Origin of the sequence: Caenimonas sedimenti (assembly GCF_007833165.1) — a bacterium.
GTDB lineage: Bacteria > Pseudomonadota > Gammaproteobacteria > Burkholderiales > Burkholderiaceae_C > Ramlibacter > Ramlibacter sedimenti.
The window spans coordinates 92,959-110,784 of sequence record NZ_VOBQ01000003.1 but is presented as its reverse complement, the minus strand read 5'-3'; the positions used below and the strand labels follow the sequence as shown (position 1 = coordinate 110,784).

General features: G+C 67.8%; 17 protein-coding genes and 1 pseudogene. 9 read left to right on the top strand and 9 right to left on the bottom strand.

The window, feature by feature from the left end:
* Positions 1 to 83 precede the first annotated feature (83 nt).
* A complete protein-coding gene (locus FN976_RS03690; RefSeq protein WP_145891104.1) occupies positions 84 to 1,607 on the top strand; it encodes a hypothetical protein in 1,524 nt (507 codons plus the stop codon).
* 11 nt (positions 1,608 to 1,618) lie between these two features.
* Here the strand turns inward: FN976_RS03690 and uvrC are convergent, their stop codons facing one another.
* Positions 1,619 to 3,736, bottom strand: a complete 2,118-nt coding sequence (gene uvrC / locus FN976_RS03685; protein WP_145891102.1) for an excinuclease ABC subunit UvrC — start codon at positions 3,734 to 3,736, stop codon at positions 1,619 to 1,621.
* A gap of 21 nt (positions 3,737 to 3,757) precedes the next feature.
* Between uvrC and earP the strand changes: the two genes are divergently transcribed.
* From earP to FN976_RS03665, 4 genes are all read left to right on the top strand, one after another.
* Positions 3,758 to 4,828, top strand: coding sequence for an elongation factor P maturation arginine rhamnosyltransferase EarP (gene earP, locus FN976_RS03680; protein WP_145891100.1), 1,071 nt, complete (start codon positions 3,758 to 3,760; stop codon positions 4,826 to 4,828).
* Positions 4,829 to 4,974: 146 nt separating this feature from the next.
* Complete coding sequence (gene efp, locus FN976_RS03675) at positions 4,975 to 5,529, top strand: elongation factor P (protein WP_145891098.1); 555 nt, start codon at positions 4,975 to 4,977, stop codon at positions 5,527 to 5,529.
* A gap of 61 nt (positions 5,530 to 5,590) precedes the next feature.
* The gene (locus tag FN976_RS03670) at positions 5,591 to 6,406 is read left to right on the top strand and encodes a heme-dependent oxidative N-demethylase subunit alpha family protein (RefSeq protein ID WP_145891096.1); all 816 of its coding nucleotides are present in this window, start codon (positions 5,591 to 5,593) and stop codon (positions 6,404 to 6,406) included.
* Positions 6,406 to 7,284, top strand: coding sequence for an AEC family transporter (locus FN976_RS03665; protein ID WP_222432770.1), 879 nt, complete (start codon positions 6,406 to 6,408; stop codon positions 7,282 to 7,284). The genes FN976_RS03670 and FN976_RS03665 overlap by 1 nt, the downstream gene beginning before the upstream one ends.
* An 8-nt stretch (positions 7,285 to 7,292) precedes the next feature.
* Here the strand turns inward: FN976_RS03665 and FN976_RS03660 are convergent, their stop codons facing one another.
* Complete coding sequence (locus FN976_RS03660) at positions 7,293 to 7,967, bottom strand: hypothetical protein (protein ID WP_145891094.1); 675 nt, start codon at positions 7,965 to 7,967, stop codon at positions 7,293 to 7,295.
* 104 nt (positions 7,968 to 8,071) lie between these two features.
* On the opposite strand from FN976_RS03660, the pseudogene FN976_RS03655 reads away from it, so the two are divergent.
* Positions 8,072 to 8,934: pseudogene (locus tag FN976_RS03655) on the top strand (LOG family protein).
* Here the strand turns inward: FN976_RS03655 and FN976_RS03650 are convergent.
* Genes FN976_RS03650 through FN976_RS03635 form a run of 4 tightly spaced genes read right to left on the bottom strand, consistent with a single transcriptional unit; the run spans position 8,909 to position 13,823 of the window.
* On the bottom strand, positions 8,909 to 10,087 hold the full coding sequence (locus tag FN976_RS03650; protein ID WP_145891092.1) for an MFS transporter: 1,179 nt from the start codon (positions 10,085 to 10,087) through the stop codon (positions 8,909 to 8,911). The pseudogene FN976_RS03655 and the gene FN976_RS03650 overlap by 26 nt on opposite strands.
* Positions 10,071 to 11,411, bottom strand: a complete 1,341-nt coding sequence (locus FN976_RS03645) for a DNA recombination protein RmuC (protein ID WP_145891090.1) — start codon at positions 11,409 to 11,411, stop codon at positions 10,071 to 10,073. Before FN976_RS03645 ends, FN976_RS03650 begins: the two co-directional genes overlap by 17 nt.
* Positions 11,412 to 11,418: 7 nt before the next feature.
* Positions 11,419 to 12,402: a 2-hydroxyacid dehydrogenase gene (locus FN976_RS03640; RefSeq protein ID WP_145891088.1), complete on the bottom strand. Its 984-nt coding sequence runs from the start codon at positions 12,400 to 12,402 to the stop codon at positions 11,419 to 11,421.
* Between the two features lie 11 nt (positions 12,403 to 12,413).
* On the bottom strand, positions 12,414 to 13,823 hold the full coding sequence (locus FN976_RS03635) for a sodium:proton antiporter (protein ID WP_145891086.1): 1,410 nt from the start codon (positions 13,821 to 13,823) through the stop codon (positions 12,414 to 12,416).
* 150 nt (positions 13,824 to 13,973) lie between these two features.
* Between FN976_RS03635 and FN976_RS03630 the strand changes: the two genes are divergently transcribed.
* Both FN976_RS03630 and FN976_RS03625 read left to right on the top strand, forming a co-directional pair.
* Complete coding sequence (locus tag FN976_RS03630; protein WP_145891084.1) at positions 13,974 to 14,225, top strand: CsbD family protein; 252 nt, start codon at positions 13,974 to 13,976, stop codon at positions 14,223 to 14,225.
* 76 nt (positions 14,226 to 14,301) lie between these two features.
* Entirely contained in the window at positions 14,302 to 14,805 is a 504-nt protein-coding gene (locus tag FN976_RS03625) for a hypothetical protein (RefSeq protein ID WP_145891082.1), read from the top strand.
* A gap of 36 nt (positions 14,806 to 14,841) precedes the next feature.
* Here FN976_RS03625 and FN976_RS03620 read toward each other — a convergent pair whose 3' ends face one another.
* Genes FN976_RS03620 through FN976_RS03610 form a run of 3 tightly spaced genes read right to left on the bottom strand, consistent with a single transcriptional unit; the run spans position 14,842 to position 16,933 of the window.
* Complete coding sequence (locus tag FN976_RS03620) at positions 14,842 to 15,570, bottom strand: nitroreductase (protein ID WP_145891080.1); 729 nt, start codon at positions 15,568 to 15,570, stop codon at positions 14,842 to 14,844.
* Positions 15,567 to 16,007, bottom strand: a complete 441-nt coding sequence (locus FN976_RS03615; protein ID WP_145891078.1) for an acyl-CoA thioesterase — start codon at positions 16,005 to 16,007, stop codon at positions 15,567 to 15,569. Before FN976_RS03615 ends, FN976_RS03620 begins: the two co-directional genes overlap by 4 nt.
* Positions 16,004 to 16,933, bottom strand: coding sequence for a histone deacetylase family protein (locus FN976_RS03610; RefSeq protein WP_145891076.1), 930 nt, complete (start codon positions 16,931 to 16,933; stop codon positions 16,004 to 16,006). The genes FN976_RS03615 and FN976_RS03610 overlap by 4 nt, the downstream gene beginning before the upstream one ends.
* A gap of 167 nt (positions 16,934 to 17,100) precedes the next feature.
* Between FN976_RS03610 and FN976_RS03605 the strand changes: the two genes are divergently transcribed.
* A complete protein-coding gene (locus FN976_RS03605) occupies positions 17,101 to 17,655 on the top strand; it encodes a phasin family protein (protein WP_145891074.1) in 555 nt (184 codons plus the stop codon).
* Positions 17,656 to 17,826 lie beyond the last annotated feature (171 nt).

The window sequence follows — 17,826 nt, the reverse complement described above, 5'->3', positions numbered from 1 at the left end:
TGACACGCGCGCGCAGGCGTCTGCCGTTTCTCCGCCACGCAGACTCCTAGGCTATAAATCCGCCATCGGAAGTGAAGGCGGGAATGGACATGAACGAGGCCGCGAAGCAGCTGCTCGGCGCGTTGGACGACAGCCGCGAGGTGCCTGGCGGGCTGGCCCTGCGGCAAGCCCTCCGGCAGGCGCGGCTCGACGGCTCGCTGGAGAGCCTGGACCGCATCGACCAGTTGCTCGCGCAGATCCGCACGCGGACCCGGCCCACCCGTGAATCCTGGGCCGAGAAGCCCGGCACCGCGAACTTCAACCTGCTGCTGGCTTTCTACCTCGGGGAGACGGTGGCACGCCTCGGCCAGACGACCGTGGACTGGATGACGAACGCGCAGGCGCAGGAGCGCCTGCCGGAACAGGCGCGCCCGCCCGAGGCGCCGTGGTCGCGCATCATCGGCGTCGTGGGCGGCAGCGTGGCCGTGCCGCTCGGCGTGGTGGAAGACGGCCTGTTCGGCACCGACGTCCAGGTCAGCTGCCGGGCCTATGTGGAACGGCTGGTGGCACGTGTCGCGCCGCAGGAAACGGACCAGAACGTGCTTTGCCGGCAGTTCCTGCATGCGGGGCGCGGGGCCGGCGAGGTGAATGGCGGGCTGGCCTTCATCGACGCGTTGAAGGAGCTGGCGCCGGATTTCAGCATCGGCAGCCTGGAACGCGTGGACGACCTGCTGCGGGCCATCCGCAAGCAGGCGGCGCCCGAGTACGCGGATTTCGTGAACCGGATCAACACGCAGAACTTCCTGCGCTGGACGGCCTACTATGCGGGCTCCACCATCGCCCACAGCTGCGGCCTCACTCTGCGCTGGCTGTCTTTCGATGAACTGAAGACGCAGTTTCCGGAACTGGAGCCCCAGTTCGAGACGGCGTTCGGCTGCGTCATCGACGACAAGATCTATTTCCCGCTGGGCATCGCCACCGAGCTGCTGTTCGGCGAGAAGCCGCAGCGCAATTTCCGCGGGCTGGCGGGCCAGATCCAGCAGAAAGCGTCGCCACCGATGGTGTCGATCCGGCGGCTGCATGCGTCCGACGAAGCCCCGGCCAACATCAGCGCCATTTTGGAGAAGGGCGTGAACCAGGCCGGCTTTCTGGCAGCGCACGGCATGTTCATGATGGAAGGCGGCGCGTCGCTGGCGCCGACCGTCCTCGTTCCGGGCGCCGACGGGACGGCGACGTTCGTGGACTTTTCGTTCCACGGCGACCAGGAAAGCATCCTCGCCGCGGCGGATGAGAGGATGCAGGCGAATCCCGACAATGCGATCTTCCAGGTGCTGGCCTACGACGGCTACGCGAACCTGCCCACCGGCCGCACCGACGCCCTGCTGCTCGCCCTGCACCTCTATGGCGGCGGCACTTTGTCGGGGCGGGAGAGTCTCGTCCTGCGCTTCGCCTGCCCGTACCGGCCGGCCAGCCATCCCGAAGGCATGCGGATCTACAGCCCCAAGCTCATGCAGTACCCGGTGCCGAAGGAAGCGCTCCCCGCCTTGCTGCGCAGCTTCTACCTCGGCGTGCTGCGCTACAAGTCCAACACCTTTTCCTGGATGAAGCTGCTGGACGAATCCATCTGAGGACCACGCGCTCAATGCAGCGCGCGGTAGATTTCCTCGGCCAGTTCGTGCGAGATGCCCTCCACGGTGGCGATGTCTTCCACGCTCGCGGCCGCCACCCCTCGCACGCCACCGAAGCGCTGCAAGAGGCGGGCCCGCTTCTTGGCGCCCACGCCGGGAATCTCTTCCAGCTGGCTGCCGCCCACCCGCACCCGGGCGCGCCGCGCGCGCATGCCGGTGATGGCGAAGCGATGCGCTTCGTCGCGGATCTGGGCCACCAGCATCAGTGCCGCCGAATCGCGGCCCAGGTAGACCTTCTCCCGGCCATCGGCGAACACCAGTTCCTCCAGGCCCACCTTGCGGCCCTCGCCTTTCTCGACGCCGACAATCACCGACAGGTCCAGCCCGAGTTCGGCAAACACTTCGCGCGCCATGCTGACCTGCCCGCGGCCGCCGTCCACCAGCACCAGGTCCGGCAGGCGCTGCGCGCTGCCGCCGCCACCGGGCTTGGCGCGCTTGGCCGGCGCGGCCGGTGCCGCCGTCGCCGCCTCCACCGCGGGCTCAGCCACCAAAGGCACGGCTGCGCCGGGCGCCTCCTGCACAGCCTCTACCGCTTGCTCCTCGCCTGCCGGCACGTCCAGTTCCTCCGGAGGCGTCGCATCGGGCGTGTCGCGGCCGGCCTGGGCCAGCTTCGCGTAACGCCGGCTCAGCACCTGGCGCATCGCCGCGTAGTCGTCGCCGGGCGTGATGTCGTCGATGTTGTAGCGGCGGTATTCGCGGTTCTGCATGGCGTGGTGATGGAACACCACGCAGGAGGCCTGCGTCGCTTCGCCGGCCGTGTGCGAGATGTCGAAGCATTCGACGCGGAAGGTGTCGAGATGGTCCGGCGCCAGGTCCAGCGCTTCCACCAGCGCGCGCGTGCGGGCCTGCTGCGATCCTTCCTCCGCCAGCAGCCGCGCCAGCTGCAGGCCGGCGTTCTTCTGCGCCATCTCCAGCCACAGGCGCCGCTGACCGCGCGGGTTGTGCACTGCCGCCACGCGCGCCTGCGACTGCAGGCTGAGCGCTTCGACCAGCGAGTCGGCCACGGGGTGGCTGGTGATCAGCGCCGCGGGCACCGGCACGCCCAGGTAGTGCTGCGCGATGAAAGCCTCCAGCACCTGTACCTCGACCGGCTGCGCCGCCACGGCGTCGGCGGCATCGTCGAAATCCTGCACCGCCGCCGCGTCCTCGACGTGGCTGGGGAAATACGCGCGGTCGCCAAGATGCCGGCCCCCGCGCACCATCGCCAGGTTGACGCAGGCCTTGCCGCCTTGCACCTGCACGGCCAGGATGTCGACGTCCTTGTCGGAGACGGTCTCGACCGACTGCTGGTGCAGCACCTTGGAGAGCGCGCTCATCTGGTTGCGCAGCTCCGCCGCCTGCTCGAACTCCAGCTGTTCGGCGTGCGCCATCATCCTGGCCTCCAGGCTCTCCAGCACGGCCTGCGTGTCGCCGCGCAGGAAGGCTTCCGCGTGGAGCACGTCGCGCCGGTAGTCGTCCGGCGTCACCAGGTTGACGCAGGGGCCGGAGCAACGCTTGATCTGGTACAGCAGGCAGGGCCGCGCGCGGTTCGCGAACACGGTGTCCTCGCAGGTCCGCAGGCGGAACACCTTCTGCAGCAACTGGATCGACTCTTTCACCGCCCAGGCGCTCGGGTACGGCCCGAAGTAGCGGTGCCTGCGGTCGACGGCGCCGCGGTAGTAGGCCACGCGCGGGAAGACCGCGGCTGAGGGGGCGGGCTTGCCACCACTGGAATCGAAGCCCTGTTTGTCAGGGGCGCCGGTGATCTTCAGGTAGGGGTAGCTCTTGTCGTCGCGGAACAGGATGTTGTAGCGCGGCGCGAGCGTCTTGATCAGGTTGTTCTCGAGCAGCAGCGCCTCGGCTTCCGAGCGCACCACGGTCGTGTCCATGCGCACGATCTTCCCGATCATGTGACCGATGCGGGTGCCGCCGTGGTTCTTCTGGAAGTAGCTGGACACCCGCTTCTTCAGGTTCCGGGCCTTGCCCACGTAGAGCACGCCGCCGTCGGCGTCGTAATAGCGGTAGACGCCGGGCAGCGCCGGCAGGGCCGCCACTTGCGCCAGCAGTTCGTCGGAATGCACTTGCACCATGCGCACTATTATCCGAGCGACATGCGCTGGGACCTTTTCTGCCGGGTGATCGACAACCATGGCGACGTGGGCGTCTGCTGGCGCCTGGCCGCCGAACTCGCGGCGCGCGGCGAGTCGGTCAGGCTGTGGCTGGACGATCCGTCCGCGCTGGAATGGATGGCGCCGGGCGGCCACGCCGGAGTGACGGTCGTGCCGTGGAACACTTCGTCCCCCGTGCCGGAACCGGGGGACGTCGTGATCGAAGCATTCGGCTGCGACCCGCCGCCGGGATTTGTCGGCGCGATGGCGGCAGCCCGGCCGGCGCCGGTGTGGATCAACCTGGAATATCTCTCGGCCGAAGGCTACGTGGAGCGCAGCCACGGGCTGCCGTCGCCGGTGCAGGGGCCGGGCGCGGGGTTGACGAAGTTCTTCTTCTATCCGGGATTCAGCGCGCGCACGGGGGGCCTGCTGCGCGAGCAGGACTTGGCGGCGCGCCGGGCGGCCTTCGATCGCGACCGATTCCTGCGCGCCCTGGGGATCGAAGCGCAAGCGGAAGACTCGCTGATGAGCCTGTTCTGCTACGAGCCCGGCCCATTGCCGGAACTGCTGCTCGCGCTGGCGAGGGAGGAACGAGCGACACGGTTGCTCATCACGGCAGGGCGGGCGCAAGCCGCTGCCGCGTCCGCCCTGGCCCGGTTGAATGCGACCCACCCCGGCTGGAACGCCGCCGGCCGCTTGCGCCCGCATGCATTGCCCCTGCTCACGCAGGCCGGCTACGACCAGTTGCTCTGGGCCTGCGACCTCAACTTCGTCCGCGGCGAGGATTCGCTGGTGCGCGGCCTGCTGGCCGGCCGCCCCCTGGTCTGGCATCTTTACCCGCAGGCGGACGGCGCCCATCTTCCCAAGCTGGACGCATTTCTCGACTGGCTGGAAGCTCCCGCGTCACTGAGGAATTTTCACGCGGCCTGGAATGCCACGGGGGAGGCGACGTTGCCCGCGCTCGAGGCCTCCGGCTGGCAGGCCACAGCGGAAGCGGCCCTGCGAAAGGTTCACGCTTTGCCAGAGCTGGCGGCGGGGCTCCTGCGCTTCGCCCGCGACCGCGTTAGAATCTAGAGCTTTGCGCTACAGCCCGGGTGACAACCGTTTCCGGGGGACGCAAGTAATCCGCCAAAGTAATCCGCCGAATTTCGCCGTCCAGGCGGCGGCGCCCCGTGCAGGCTCCTTTGCACGCGCCGCGGCTGAACCTCAAGACACCGCCCATGAAAATCGCTCAAGAAATCCGCGCCGGCAATGTGATCATGCACACGGCAAACCCGTGGGTCGTGCTGAAGACCGAATACTCCCGCGGCGGCCGCAATTCGGCCACCGTGCGGATGAAGCTGAAGAGCCTGCTCAACAACCAGGCCACCGAAGTCGTCTTCAAGGCCGACGACAAGATGGACCAGATCGTGCTGGAGAAGAAGGACTGCACGTATTCCTATTTCGCCGACCCGATGTACGTGTGGATGGACTCCGAGTACAACCAGTACGAGGTGGAAGCCGAAAACATGGGCGACTCGCTGAACTACCTGGAAGAAGGCATGCCCGCCGAAGTGGTGTTCTACGAGGGCAAGGCCATCTCCGTCGAGCTGCCGACCAGCGTCGAACGCGAGATCACCTGGACCGAGCCGGCCGTGAAGGGCGACACCTCGGGCAAGGTGCTCAAGCCCGCGAAGATCGCCACCGGCTTCGAGATCGGCGTGCCGATCTTCGTGGCGCAGGGCGACAAGGTCGAGATCGACACGCGCACGGCCGAATACCGGAGGCGCGTCTGAACGGCTGCTCCTGAGAGCGCCGCTTGCCGCACCGAACCAGGCTCCGCAAGGAGCCTTTTTCATGCCCTCCACCCCTTCCCTGCCCTTCGATTTCGGCCAGATCGCCGTTCCGTTCCGCATGCAGCCCGGGCTGCGGCGGCTTGGAGCGGGGGCCAGGCACCTGACGGCGCTGGATGCCGGCAGCCCGATGTGGCGCGAGAAGAAGCGCGTGTTCGATGCAGGCGCTTCGCGGTTGGCGGTGCCTGGGTTCGATGAGGGCCCCATCGTCGATGCCATCCTGGCCCGCGGCCGCACCGAAGGCCTGGCCACCGCGGATGAAGGTCCACCCGAACTTGCCTTCGAGCAGGACTTCGCCCTGCTCGATGGCACGAACACCACCCTGCCCTGGCTCTGCGTCTGCGTGCCGTCGCACTGGGCGCCGGAGGACAAGCTGGGGCAGGCGTTCGCGGCCGTGCACGCGCCCGTCGCGGACAACCCTGCCCTGCTGGCAGCCGCCGGCCAGCTGGTGCAACTGGTCACCGGCGGCGGCGAATGGGAGCGCTTCGTCTGGACGATCAGTCCCAGCGGCCGCTTCGACCAGCATCCGGGGCGGCACGCGCGCCCTGAATGGCCCGCCGAAAATGATCCGTCCCGCTTCGCCGCGCAGTGCTTCTTCCGGGCCGAGCGCCAGACCTTCTTCCCCCTCGGTGATGGCAGCCGCCGCGCAGTCTTCACCATCCGCGTGATGCTGCAGCCGCTCGCCGCCGTGGTCGACACGCCGGCAAAGGCCCTGCAACTGCACGGCGCGCTCGCGTCGATGTCCGATGCCGTCCTGGCTTACAAGAACCTGGCCACCGCGCGTGCACCGCTGCTGCGCTGGCTGGCGGAAAGGCATTGATGGAACTGGTCTGGCGCATCGCGCAGGTCATCATCCCCGTTTTCCTGATCGTGGCGGTGGGGTACGCCTATGCGCGCCGCACCCGGCCCGACCTCACGGCCTTCAACCGCATCGTGCTCGACGTGCTGTCGCCGCTGCTCGTCTACACGGCACTGGCCGCCAAGGAATTCCGGCTCGGTGACTACGGCCCGCTGCTGGCCGGCGGCGCGATCCTGATCCTGGCGACCGGTGCGGTGGCGTGGGTCCTGTCCCGCCTCACCCACACGCAGCCGCGCACGCTGGTCCCGGTGGTGATGTTCACCAATTGCGGCAACATGGGCCTGCCGCTGGCACTGCTGGCGTTCGGCCCCTCGCATTTCGGCGCCGCCGTCGCGCTGTTTTCAATCAGCAACGTCATTCATTTTTCACTCGGCGCGCGCATCACGAGCGCGCATGCCCGCACGCGCGACCTGCTGCTCAGCCCGCTGATGATCTCCAGCGCACTGGGCTTCGCCAGCGCGGCCACGGGCGTGCGGCCGCCGGACGTCATCTTCACCGGCATGAAGCTGCTGGGCGAGGCGATGCTGCCATTGATGCTGTTCGCACTGGGTGTGCGGCTCACGCTGCTGAAGCGCGAGGACATTCCGCGCGGCCTGCTGGGCGCATTCGCCCGCCCCCTGATCGGCCTCGCGGTCGCGCTGCCGCTGGCCTGGATGCTCGACCTGCAGGGCGAGGCCAAGGGCCAGCTGATCCTGTTCAGCGCGTTGCCGCCGGCGGTGATGCAGTTCCTGCTGGCCGAACGCTACCGGCAGGAGCCGGAGCGCGTCGCCGCCATGATCCTGCTGGGGAATGCGCTGGCGGTGGTCTTCGTTCCGATCGGGCTCGCGCTGTCGCTCTGAAGCGCGATTCAGTGGCGGGCCAGCACCCACAGCAGCACGGCCGTCACGACCAGGATGGTGCCGACGACCGCGCCCCAGAGGAGCGGATGTGCCGCCCCGATCTTGCGGGACTTGGCAGGTGTGCCTTGCGCGGCCGCGGCCGAGCCCGGCCACGGCTTCGCGCTGGGCAGCCAGTCCACGAACTCACCGGCTGACTCGGGGGTGAACAGCTCCAGGCAGACCGTCTGGAAACCCGGCTCGCCGTCCCGGCGCAGCCACAGGTCCACCAGGCTGCCGCGGACGCGGGCATAGGCGATGGCGGCGAGGGGCAGCTTGATGCGGTCCTCCTTCCAGCCCAGACCCTGGCGGAAGCGGCCGGCGATGCGCAGCACGTCGCTCTGGACGCGCGCCTCGATCTCGCCCTTGAACTCCGGGATATCGATGCCGCGGCCCTCGACCTCGACCAGGCTGGCCACGTAGGTCGCCTGCACCAGCGAGTAGGTTCCGCTGCGATCCGCCTGGAATGCCTGCTCGGCGTCCCGGTTCTTGAGCAGGTCCCCCACGGAGAGCCGCACGCCGTCCGACGTGACCACCACGTGGTCACTGGTCAGCGTCTTCTTGATGCGCATGCCGACGATGGTGCGGCGGTCGTAGGGGCCCACCATCTGCCCATCCAGCACGACGTGATACACCGCGTCGTCCAACGTGTTCGTCCCCTCTTGTGTTGCCCGGCTCCTGCCTCAAGGATAGCGGCAAACGCGGCCATTCCACCCCGGGTTGCGCCCGTGATTGGGTCCACAATGACGCCATGTCTTCGACCCGCAACATCCACGACCGGCGGCTGGCCGACGCCTGGGCCACCTTGAAGGCCCATGCCGATGAGGGCCTGCCTCTGGACCCGGAGGCCGACCGCCTCGCTTTCGCCGACCCTGAATTCATGCTGCGCCGCGAAACGCGCGGGATCCGCTTCCAGCTCGAATTGCTCAAGCCCGACCTCGGCCAGCAGGCCCTTGGCATCGAAAACACCATCGTTGTGTTCGGCAGCGCCCGCTTCCGCGATCCCGAGGGCGCCGCGGCCATGGTGGACGCGGCCGGCAAGAGCGGTGACGAAGCGCTGGTGCGCCGCGCCAAGGCCCTGCAACGCAACGCCCACTACTACGAACAGGCCCGTGCTTTCGGCCGGCTCGTGGCGGACTACAGCGCCGGGAAGGAACCGCACGACAAGCTCTTCGTGTGCACCGGCGGCGGCCCAGGCATCATGGAAGCCGCCAACCGCGGCGCGCACGACAGCGGCGGTGTCAGCGTGGGCCTGGCGATCGCGCTGCCGATGGAGGAGGCGGCCAACGCCTACGTCACGCCGGACCTGTCGTTCAAGTTCCACTACTTCGCGTTGCGCAAGATGCATTTCATGATGCGTGCGAAAGCGCTGGTCGCCTTTCCGGGCGGCTTCGGGACGCTGGACGAATTGTTCGAGGTGATCACGCTGGTCCAGACGCGCAAGGCCCGGCAGGTCCCGATCGTGCTGTTCGGCACCGATTACTGGAAGCGGCTGATAATTTCGACATGATGGTGGAAGAAGGCGTGATCTCGCCCACCGATCTCGACCTGTTCCAGTTCACCGACGAACCCCAGGTCGCGTGGGACCTCATCCGGACGTTCTATCGGCTGTGAGCCCGGCGGCAAGGCGCGAGCCCAGGCCGACCACCGCGCCCACGACCCAGAACACCGCGCTGACGCCGACCAGCGCGCCGGCGGCCCCGAACAGCAGGGGCATGGCCACGCTGGATGCGTTGATCGCCATCATGCGCATCGCCAGCGCCTCCCCATGGCGGTGCCCCGGCGTGAGCTGGTGCAGCAGGCTCATGATCATCGGCTGCACGATGCCGAGCGCCACGCCCAGCGCCACCGAACAAACGGTCATCTGCACGGGCCCCTGCAGGAACGGATAGACCGCGAACAGCACGGCGGTGGCCAGCATTGCGCCCGTCAGCATGCGGGCTTCGCGCAGGTGCGCGGCCACCAGCGGGAGCACGACGCGGATCAGCGCGGCGGCGATGGCGAAGGCGCCCAGGATCGTCCCGATCACCGAAGCCGAAAAGCCGCGTTCGTGGCCGAGCACCGGCACGATGAAGGTGTGGACGTCCCAGCACGACGAGAGCACCCAGTTCACGATCAGCAGCCGGCGGAACATGGGCTCGCGCAGCAGGTCCCAGGCTTTGTCCCCGCCCGCCCCGGCGGGAACGGCAGGAGGCTGCAGTTCCTGCGCGGTGCGCACCCAGAACCAGGCCACGAGCGGCAGCACCGCCATCAAGAGGAAGGCGTAGCGGAATCCCGCGTGGTCGATGACCAGTCCGGCCGAAAACGGACCGAGGAAGTTGGAGATCGCCGGCCCGATGGCCAGCCACGAGAACACCTGCTTCAGCTGCGTCGGCGTCTTGGCCGCGCGGCCCACGTGACGCTGCAGCGCGATGGAGGCGGCACCGGTCGCGCCACCCGTCAGCATTGCGCTGACGCAAAGGACCGGGAAGACCGGCCAGGCGACCGCGATGGCGCCACCCACCGTCGCGGCGATCACGGAGAAACCCACCGGCCGCTTCAGGCCGTGCCGATCGGCATAGCGGCCCGCGGGCAGCGAAAGGAACACCTGCGTCAACGCAAAGAGCGCCAGCAGGACGCCGACCGCCGCCTCGCTGTAGCCCTCGCGCAGCGCCAACAGCGGCGACGCCATGCGCATGCCGGCCATGCACGCATGCAGGAAGATGTGGCCGGCGATGAGGCGCGCGAGTTCGCGGCCGAAGCCGCTGCCCTCAGGCGCTGTCGTCATCGTGGCTGTCGTCGAGCAGCGGCAGGACGGCCTGGACCTGTGCCTCCGGCAGCGCCTCGACCTTTTTCAGCGCGCGCCGCATCTGCTTGGCCCGCGAATCGGCTTTGTCCAGCGTGTCGGCCGCCTTGTGGATCTGGTCCTTCACGGCCTCGACCCACTTGCCATAGCGCTCGAACTCGGTTTTGACGGCGCCCAGCACCCGCCAAACCTCCGAGGCCTGCTCCTCCAGCGCCAGGGTCCGGAAGCCCATGTGCAGGCTGTTCAACATGGCCAGCAGCGTCGTGGGGCCGGCCAAAGTCACCCGATAGTCGCGCTGGATCTTGTCCATCAGGCCCGGGCGCCGCAGCACCTCGGCGTAGAGGCTCTCGATCGGCAGGAACAGGATCGCGAAATCGGTGGTGTGCGGCGGCGCCAGGTAGGCCTCGCTGATGGACTTCGCCTCGTCGCGGATGCGCACCTCCAGCGCGCGGCCGGCCGTCTCCACGCCGACGGCATCCGCGCGGTCATGCGCATCGAGCAGGCGCTCATAGTCGTCCCGGGGAAATTTGGCATCGATGGGCAGCCAGACCGGCTCGCCATCGGCGATACGGCCCGGAAAGCGCACCGCGAAATCCACCCGCTGATTGCTGCGCGGCTTGGTCTCGACCTGCTTGCCGTATTGCTCCGGCGTGAGCACCTGCTCCAGCAGCGCCTCGAGTTGCACCTCGCCGAACATGCCGCGCGATTTCACGTTGGTCAGCACGCGTTGCAAGTCGCCCACGCCCTGCGCCAGGCTTTGCATCTGCCCCAGGCCCTGGTGCACCTGCTCCAGGCGTTCGGCGACCTGCTTGAAGCTTTCGCCGAGCCGCGCGTCCAGCGTGGTCTGCAGCTTCTCGTCAACCGTCCTGCGCATCTCGTCGAGCTTGGCGGAATTGGTCTGCTGCAGCACGCCGAGCTGCTGCTCCAGCGTGGCGCGTACTTCCGACAGCCGCCGGACGTTGGACTCGCTCAGGCCCGTGAGCTGCTGCGCCAGGGTGTCGTTCAGCGTCTTCTGCAGCAGCGCGAGCTGCTGACCGAAGGCGTCGATCTGCGCGTTCTGCGTCCGCGTGGCCTCGGCGCCCTGCCGCACCAGCGCCTCCTGGAACGTGGCGAGCGTATGGGTCAGCTCGGTGCGTGCGCCGCGCGAAGACTCGCTGATCTCGCGCCGCAACTCGCGTTCCAGGCGCTCGTTCGCCGACAGCAGTTCAGCCCGTGCGCCGTCCTGAGAAGGTGGCTTGCGCAGCAGCAGCGCGACCAGCAGGCCGATGGTGACCAGCCCGAGGCCGATGAGTAGCCAGATTTCCACGCGTGGCTCAGCCCTTCAGCACTTCGGGGTTCAGCGGCGTCAGCGGCTTGCCGTGCACGAGGAAGCCGACCAGGTTGTCGGCGGCCAGTTTCGCCATCGCCTGGCGCGTGGGCACCGTGGCGCTGGCGATGTGCGGCGTGAGGACGACGTTGGGCACGGTCAGCAGGTCGGGATGGACCTTGGGTTCGCCCTCGAAAACGTCAAGGCCGGCAGCGGCGATGCGCTTTTCCTTCAACGCCTTCGCCAGTGCCGCATCGTCGACGATGCCGCCGCGCGCGATGTTGATCAGGTTGGCCGTCGGCTTCATCTTCGCCAGTTCGGCCGCGCCGATCGCATGGTGCGACTCGGCGCTGTAAGGCAGCACCAGCACCAGGTGGTCCGCCTGGGCCAGCAGTTCGTCCTTGCCCACGTAGCGGGCCTTGCATGCGGCCTCGAGATCCGGCGTCAGCCGCGAACGGTTGTGATAGATCACGTGCATGCCGAAGCCGTGGGCCCCGCGCCGGGCGATGCCTTGCCCGATGCGTCCCATGCCCAGGATGCCCAGCGTGCTGCCGTGCACGTCGGAGCCGGCGAACATGTCGTAGCTCCACTTGCTCCATTTCCCCGCGCGCAGGAAGTGTTCGCTCTCCGTGACCCGGCGGGCCGTGGCCATCAGCAGCGCAAAGCCGAAGTCGGCCGTCGTTTCCGTCAGCACGTCCGGCGTGTTGGTCCCCAACACCTGGCGCGCGGTCATCGCCGGCAGGTCGAAGTTGTTGTAGCCGACGGCCATGTTGGCGCAGATCTTCAGTTCGGGGCAGGCGGCGAGCAGCTCGGCGTCGATGCGCTCGCCGCCGGTGGTGAAGGCGCCCGCCTTGCCGTGCAGCCGGGCGATGAGATCCGCCTTCGACCAGGCCGCGTCGGCCTGGTTGTGTTCCACCTCGAAGTGCTGCTCCAGCAGTTCGATGATGTGCGGAAAGACGGCGCGCGCGACGAGGATGCGGGGCTTGTTCATGGCGGAGATGGCTAGCGGAACCAGATGAAGGTCATGACGATGAACAGCGGGACCAGGATGCCGAAGGACCAGAGCATGTACCCGAAGAAGCTCGGCATTTTGACACCCCGGTCCTCGGCGATCGCCTTCACCATCAGGTTCGGGGCGTTGCCGATGTAGCTGTTCGCGCCCATGAAAACGGAGCCGGCGGAGATCGCCGCCAGGGTCGTGGCCATGGTGGTCATCAGCACCTTCGGATCGCCGCCGGCGGTATTGAAGAACACCAGGTAGGTCGGTGCGTTGTCGAGGAACGAGCTGAGCAGGCCGCTGGCCCAGAAGTACATCGCCGGGTCCGGCGTGCCGTCCGGCCGCGTCACGGCCGCGATGACCGCGCCGAAAGGCCCGTTCACGCCGGCGCGCAGCATCGCGATCACCGGGATGATGGTCAGGAAGATGCCAGCGAAGAGCTTGGCCACTTCCAGCATGGGGCCCCATGAGAACTGGTTGTCCGCGTGGACGCTCCCGGGAGTCACCTTCAGAGAGATCAGGGTGACGGCGATGAGGCCGACATCCCGCACCAGTCCGGGCAGGCCGACCGGCGTGCCGGCGATGTCGAAGACGATGGCGGACTTCCAGCTTCCGCTCAGGAGCACAAGCCCCACGATGGCGCCAAGCAGCCAGAAGTTGCGGGCACCGTCGAAGCCGATCGCCCGCGTGTCCGGCGTGGGGTCCACCGGCAGCGTCTCCTCCTTGTGATGATAGAACCACCAGTCGAGCGCGTAGAAGATGGCAAGCAGCGTGCCCACCAGGAACAGCGTCTCCGGGAAGATGTGCCGCAGCGTCCAGAAGAAGTCCACGCCCTTGAGGAACCCGAGGAAGAGCGGCGGATCCCCCAGCGGCGTGAGCGAGCCGCCGGCGTTCGAGACGATGAAGATGAAGAACACCACCACATGGGCGGTGTGCGTCCGGTTGTCGTTGGCCCGGATGAGCGGACGGATCAGCAGCATCGAAGCCCCGGTGGTCCCCATGATGCTGGCCAGGACGGCCCCGATGGCCAGGATCGCCGTGTTCAGCGCCGGCGTGCCGTGCAGGTTTCCGCGGATGTAGATGCCCCCCGCGACCGTGAACAGCGCGGTCAGCAGGATGACGAAGGGCACGTATTCCGCCAGCAGGACGTGCACGAGGCTGGTCCCCGCCAGACCCGGGCCGTAGACCGCGGCGAAAGGCACCAGGAACGCCAGCGCCCAGGCTGCCGCGACCTTGCCGAAGTGGTGGTGCCAGAAGCTGGGGGCGACCAGCGGCAGCAAGGCGATCGACAGCAGGATGCCGGCGAAGGGCAGGCCCCACAGGGGGGACATGCGGCTGGCGTCCAGCTCGGCGGCGGCGGCGAGGCCTGGGGCCATGCAGGCCAGGACGGCGATCACGGATCGCGCTTGATTCATGGGGGTCTCCTCCGGGAGCCGGAAGCATAGCAACTGCGGCCCAGAGTAGGTGGCGGCCTACCTCTGGCGCGGCGAAGCTCCTACCGGCAGAGCCGGGCCGCATTTCCTAAAGTCACGTTGCGGGATCCGCCGCGGAAGAAGGCTGCAGCGATGAACCAGGATCGACTCGAAGGACGCTGGAAACAGCTGAAAGGCAAGGTCAAGGAACAGTGGGGCAAGCTCACGGACGATGACCTCGACGTCATCGCCGGCCGGCGCGACCAGTTGCTCGGCCGGATCCAGCAACGGCATGGCCTGGCGCGCGACGATGCGCACAAGCAGGTGAAGCAGTGGGAGGAGAGCCACCCGGACCACCGGCTGGAGCCTTCCCGTGCCGGCGACTTCCCCTACGAGAAATCCTGAGATGCCGCGCCCATCATCCCTTCATTGGCTGGCGTTCGCGGCCTGCCTCGCCTGGAGTGCCCAGGCTCCCGCCGCCATGAGCAAGGACGCGCACCGGGCCCAGGGGAAGAGCATCGAAGCCCACTACGACGCTGCGCAGGCGCGCTGCAAGCCGTTGAAGCACAACGCCAAGGAGGTGTGCCTGGTCAAGGCCCGCGGTGCACGCGACGTCGCGATGGCCGAACTGGAGATGCAGTACAGGCCCACCGCCAAGAACGACGAGCGGCTGCGCGTGACGCGTGCGGAAGCCGCCCATGCACTGGCCCGCGAGATGTGCGAGCCGCTGGATGGCAATGCCAAGGATGTCTGCCGCAAGGATGCGAAAGCCGTGTTGGCGCAGGCGAAGGCCGAAGCCAAGCTCCAGACCGCCGCGGTGGAGGACAGCCTGCGCTCGACCCGGGTGGTGGAAGAGCGCACCGAGGCGGAAGACCGTCAGCGCGCGGCGTTGTTCGCCGCGGCGCGCGAACGCTGCGACGCACTGGCCGGCGAGCAGCGCGCCGATTGCATGATCAACGCCAACAAGCGGTTCGGCAAACTGTGACGCCACATCCCCGCGCAGGCGGGGATCCAGGCTCCTTCAGTCCAGCCAGCGGGTGAAGCCTTCCACGGGCTCGCGCGGGGTGTGGAAGCTGTTCACCGGCTCGCTCTCGATCGCATGGCCCAGCGACATCCCGCAGACCAGCATCTCGCTGTCCGACGCCCCGATGTGCGGCAGGATGATCTTGGCGAAGCCGTTCCACGCCGCCTGCGGGCAGGTGTGCAGGCCATGCGAACGCGCGGCCACCATGATGTTCTGCAGGAACATGCCGTAGTCCATCAACGAGCCCCGGCCCATCACCCGGTCCATCGTGAACATCAGGCCGACGGGCGCGTCGAAGAAGCGGTAGTTGCGCTGGTGCTGCGCATGCATCTTGTCCTTCTCGCCCTTGGCGATGCCCAGCAGGCCGTACAGGCTCCAGCCGTTCTCGCGCCGCCGGTCGATGTACGGCGACACCCATTTTTCCGGGTAGTAGTCGTACTCCTCGCGGAATTCGGCGGCGCGCGCCGGGTCGGCGTAGATGGCGTCGTGCGCCGCGCAGACCTTGTCCACCAGCGCGTCGCGGCTCGCGCCCTGCAGCACGTAGACCTTCCAGGGCTGGGTGTTGGTGCCCGAGGGAGACCGGCGGGCCAGCGCCAGCAGTTCCTCGATCTGTTCGCGCGCGACCGGCTTGTCACGGTGGAAGGCGCGGCACGAAAAACGGCTGCCGATCGCGTCCGCCACGCTGGCGGGGTCGGCGACCACGGTACTCACCTGGGTGGGGTTCAAGTCAGGGCCTCGAGGACGGTTTGAAGGGGCGCGCGCAGCGCGGTGGGCCGCCGGGTCGCCCGGTCGACATAGACATGGACGAAGTGGCCCTTGGCAGCGGTGAGGTCTTCGCCCTGGATGAACAGGCCGACCTCGTAGCGCACGCTGGATTTGCCGATGCGCGCCACGCGCAGGCCCGCTTCCACGGTCTGCGGGAACGCCACCGAGGCGAAGTAGTTGCACTGCGTCTCGATCACCAGGCCGATGGTTTCGCCGGCATGGATGTCGAGCACGCCCTCGTCGATCAGATGCGCGTTGACCACCGTGTCGAACCAGCTGTAGTAGACGACGTTGTTCACGTGCCCGTAGGCATCGTTGTCCATCCAGCGGGTGGTGATCGTGCGGAAGGTCTTGTAGGCGGCGCGGGGCTCCGGCTGCGGCTTGGCGGCTTCGGTCATCGCGGCCGATTGTGCCAGCGGCGCGCATAGTCCGCCGCCGCACGGAACGTGTTCACCTGCACCTGCACCGTGTCCTCGATGCGGTTGCCGTAGCCGCCGGCCATCGCGAAGGCGAGCGGCACGCCGCGCTGCCAGGCCCAGTCGAAGACGCGCCGGTCGCGTGCTTCCAGGCCATCCCAGGTGAGCTTGAGGCGGCCCAGGCGGTCGCCTTCGTGCGGGTCGGCCCCGGCCAGGTAGATGACGAGGTCCGGCTCGAAGCGGCGCTCCAGGTCGCCCAGCGCGATTTCCAGCGCGTGCAGGTAGGTCTCGTCGCCGGTGCCGTCCGGCAGGTCGACGTCGAGGTCGCCGGCTTCCTTGCGGAACGGGAAATTCTTCTGGCCATGGATCGACAGCGTGAAGACCGTCGGGTCCGCCTGGAACACGCGCGCCGTGCCGTTGCCCTGGTGGACGTCGAGGTCGATGATGGCCACGCGCAATGGCTGCCTGCGGCTCCTGGCCGCCTCGGCCTGCATCAGCCGGGCGGCCACCGCGGCGTCGTTGAACACGCAGAAGCCGCCGCCCTTGTCGGCGTAGGCGTGGTGGGTCCCGCCGGCGATGTTCGCCGCCACGCCGTCCCGCTGGGCCGACCGGCAGGCGGCGATGGTGGCGCCGACGGAGCGCCGGGCGCGGTCCGCCATGGCGGCGCTCCAGGGGAAGCCGATCTCCCGCATCACGGCAGGCGCGACCGTTCCGTCGCTGATCGCCGCGATGTAGCCAGGTGTGTGAACCAACGCCAATTCACCATCCGTCGCGGGTTCCGCCTGCATGAGCTGGACCTCAGGCACCTCGGCGGCGAGCCGGTCGCGGAGCAGCTGGTACTTGCCCATCGGGAAGCGGTGGCCGGCCGGCAGCTGCAAGACGAACTGGGTGGCGTAGAAGGCCTGCATTTAGAGCCTGGGTCCTAGAATGTTGCAATGCAACAAAAAGAGCTTGCAAACGCCAGGGGCGCCCCTATACTTCGATCCATGCTGCACTGCAACATGACGGGATGGCCCGGAATCAGGGCAGTCAACAAGTACCGCACCTCAACCCTCTTTCTAACCGGAGAATTCCCATGCTGACCGCTGACCAACTGCTGGCCGCCCAAAAAGCCAATGTCGAAACCCTGTTCGGCCTGACCACCAAGGCCTTCGAAGGCGTCGAGAAGCTCGTCGAGCTGAACGTCACCGCTTCCAAGGCTGCCCTGGAAGAAGCCGCCGGCACCGCCCAGACCTTCCTGAACGTCAAGGACGCCCAGGAGCTGCTGGCCCTGCAAGCCGCCCTGTTCCAGCCCCTGGCCGAGAAGACCGCCGCCTACAGCCGTCACCTGTACGACATCACCGCCGCCACCGGCGCTGACTTCGGCAAGACGTTCGAAGGCCAGGTCGCCGACGCCCAGAAGAAGTTCCTGGCCGTCGTGGACAACGCCGCCAAGAACGCCCCGGCCGGTTCCGAGACGGCCGTCGCCGTGTTCAAGAGCGCCGTTGCCGCCGGCAACAACGCCCTGGAATCCGTGCAGAAGGCCGTCAAGCAAGCCGCCGACGTCGCCGAAGCGAACTTCAACGCCGTCGCCAGCCAGGCCGTGAACGCCACCAAGGCGACCACCGTCAAGGCCAAGCGCGCCGCCTGAATCTTGAACTAGCAGGCTCCGGCTCCAGCTTCCTGGAGTCGGAACTCTACAGCTCAGGGAGCGTCTATCGGATACTCGGTTCACTCGAACCTTGAGTTCTTCAGGTTGTCTCCTCGGGTCCTTTCGACACCTCAACGGTTCAGGGATCCTTCAGCCTCCAGTCGCAAGACT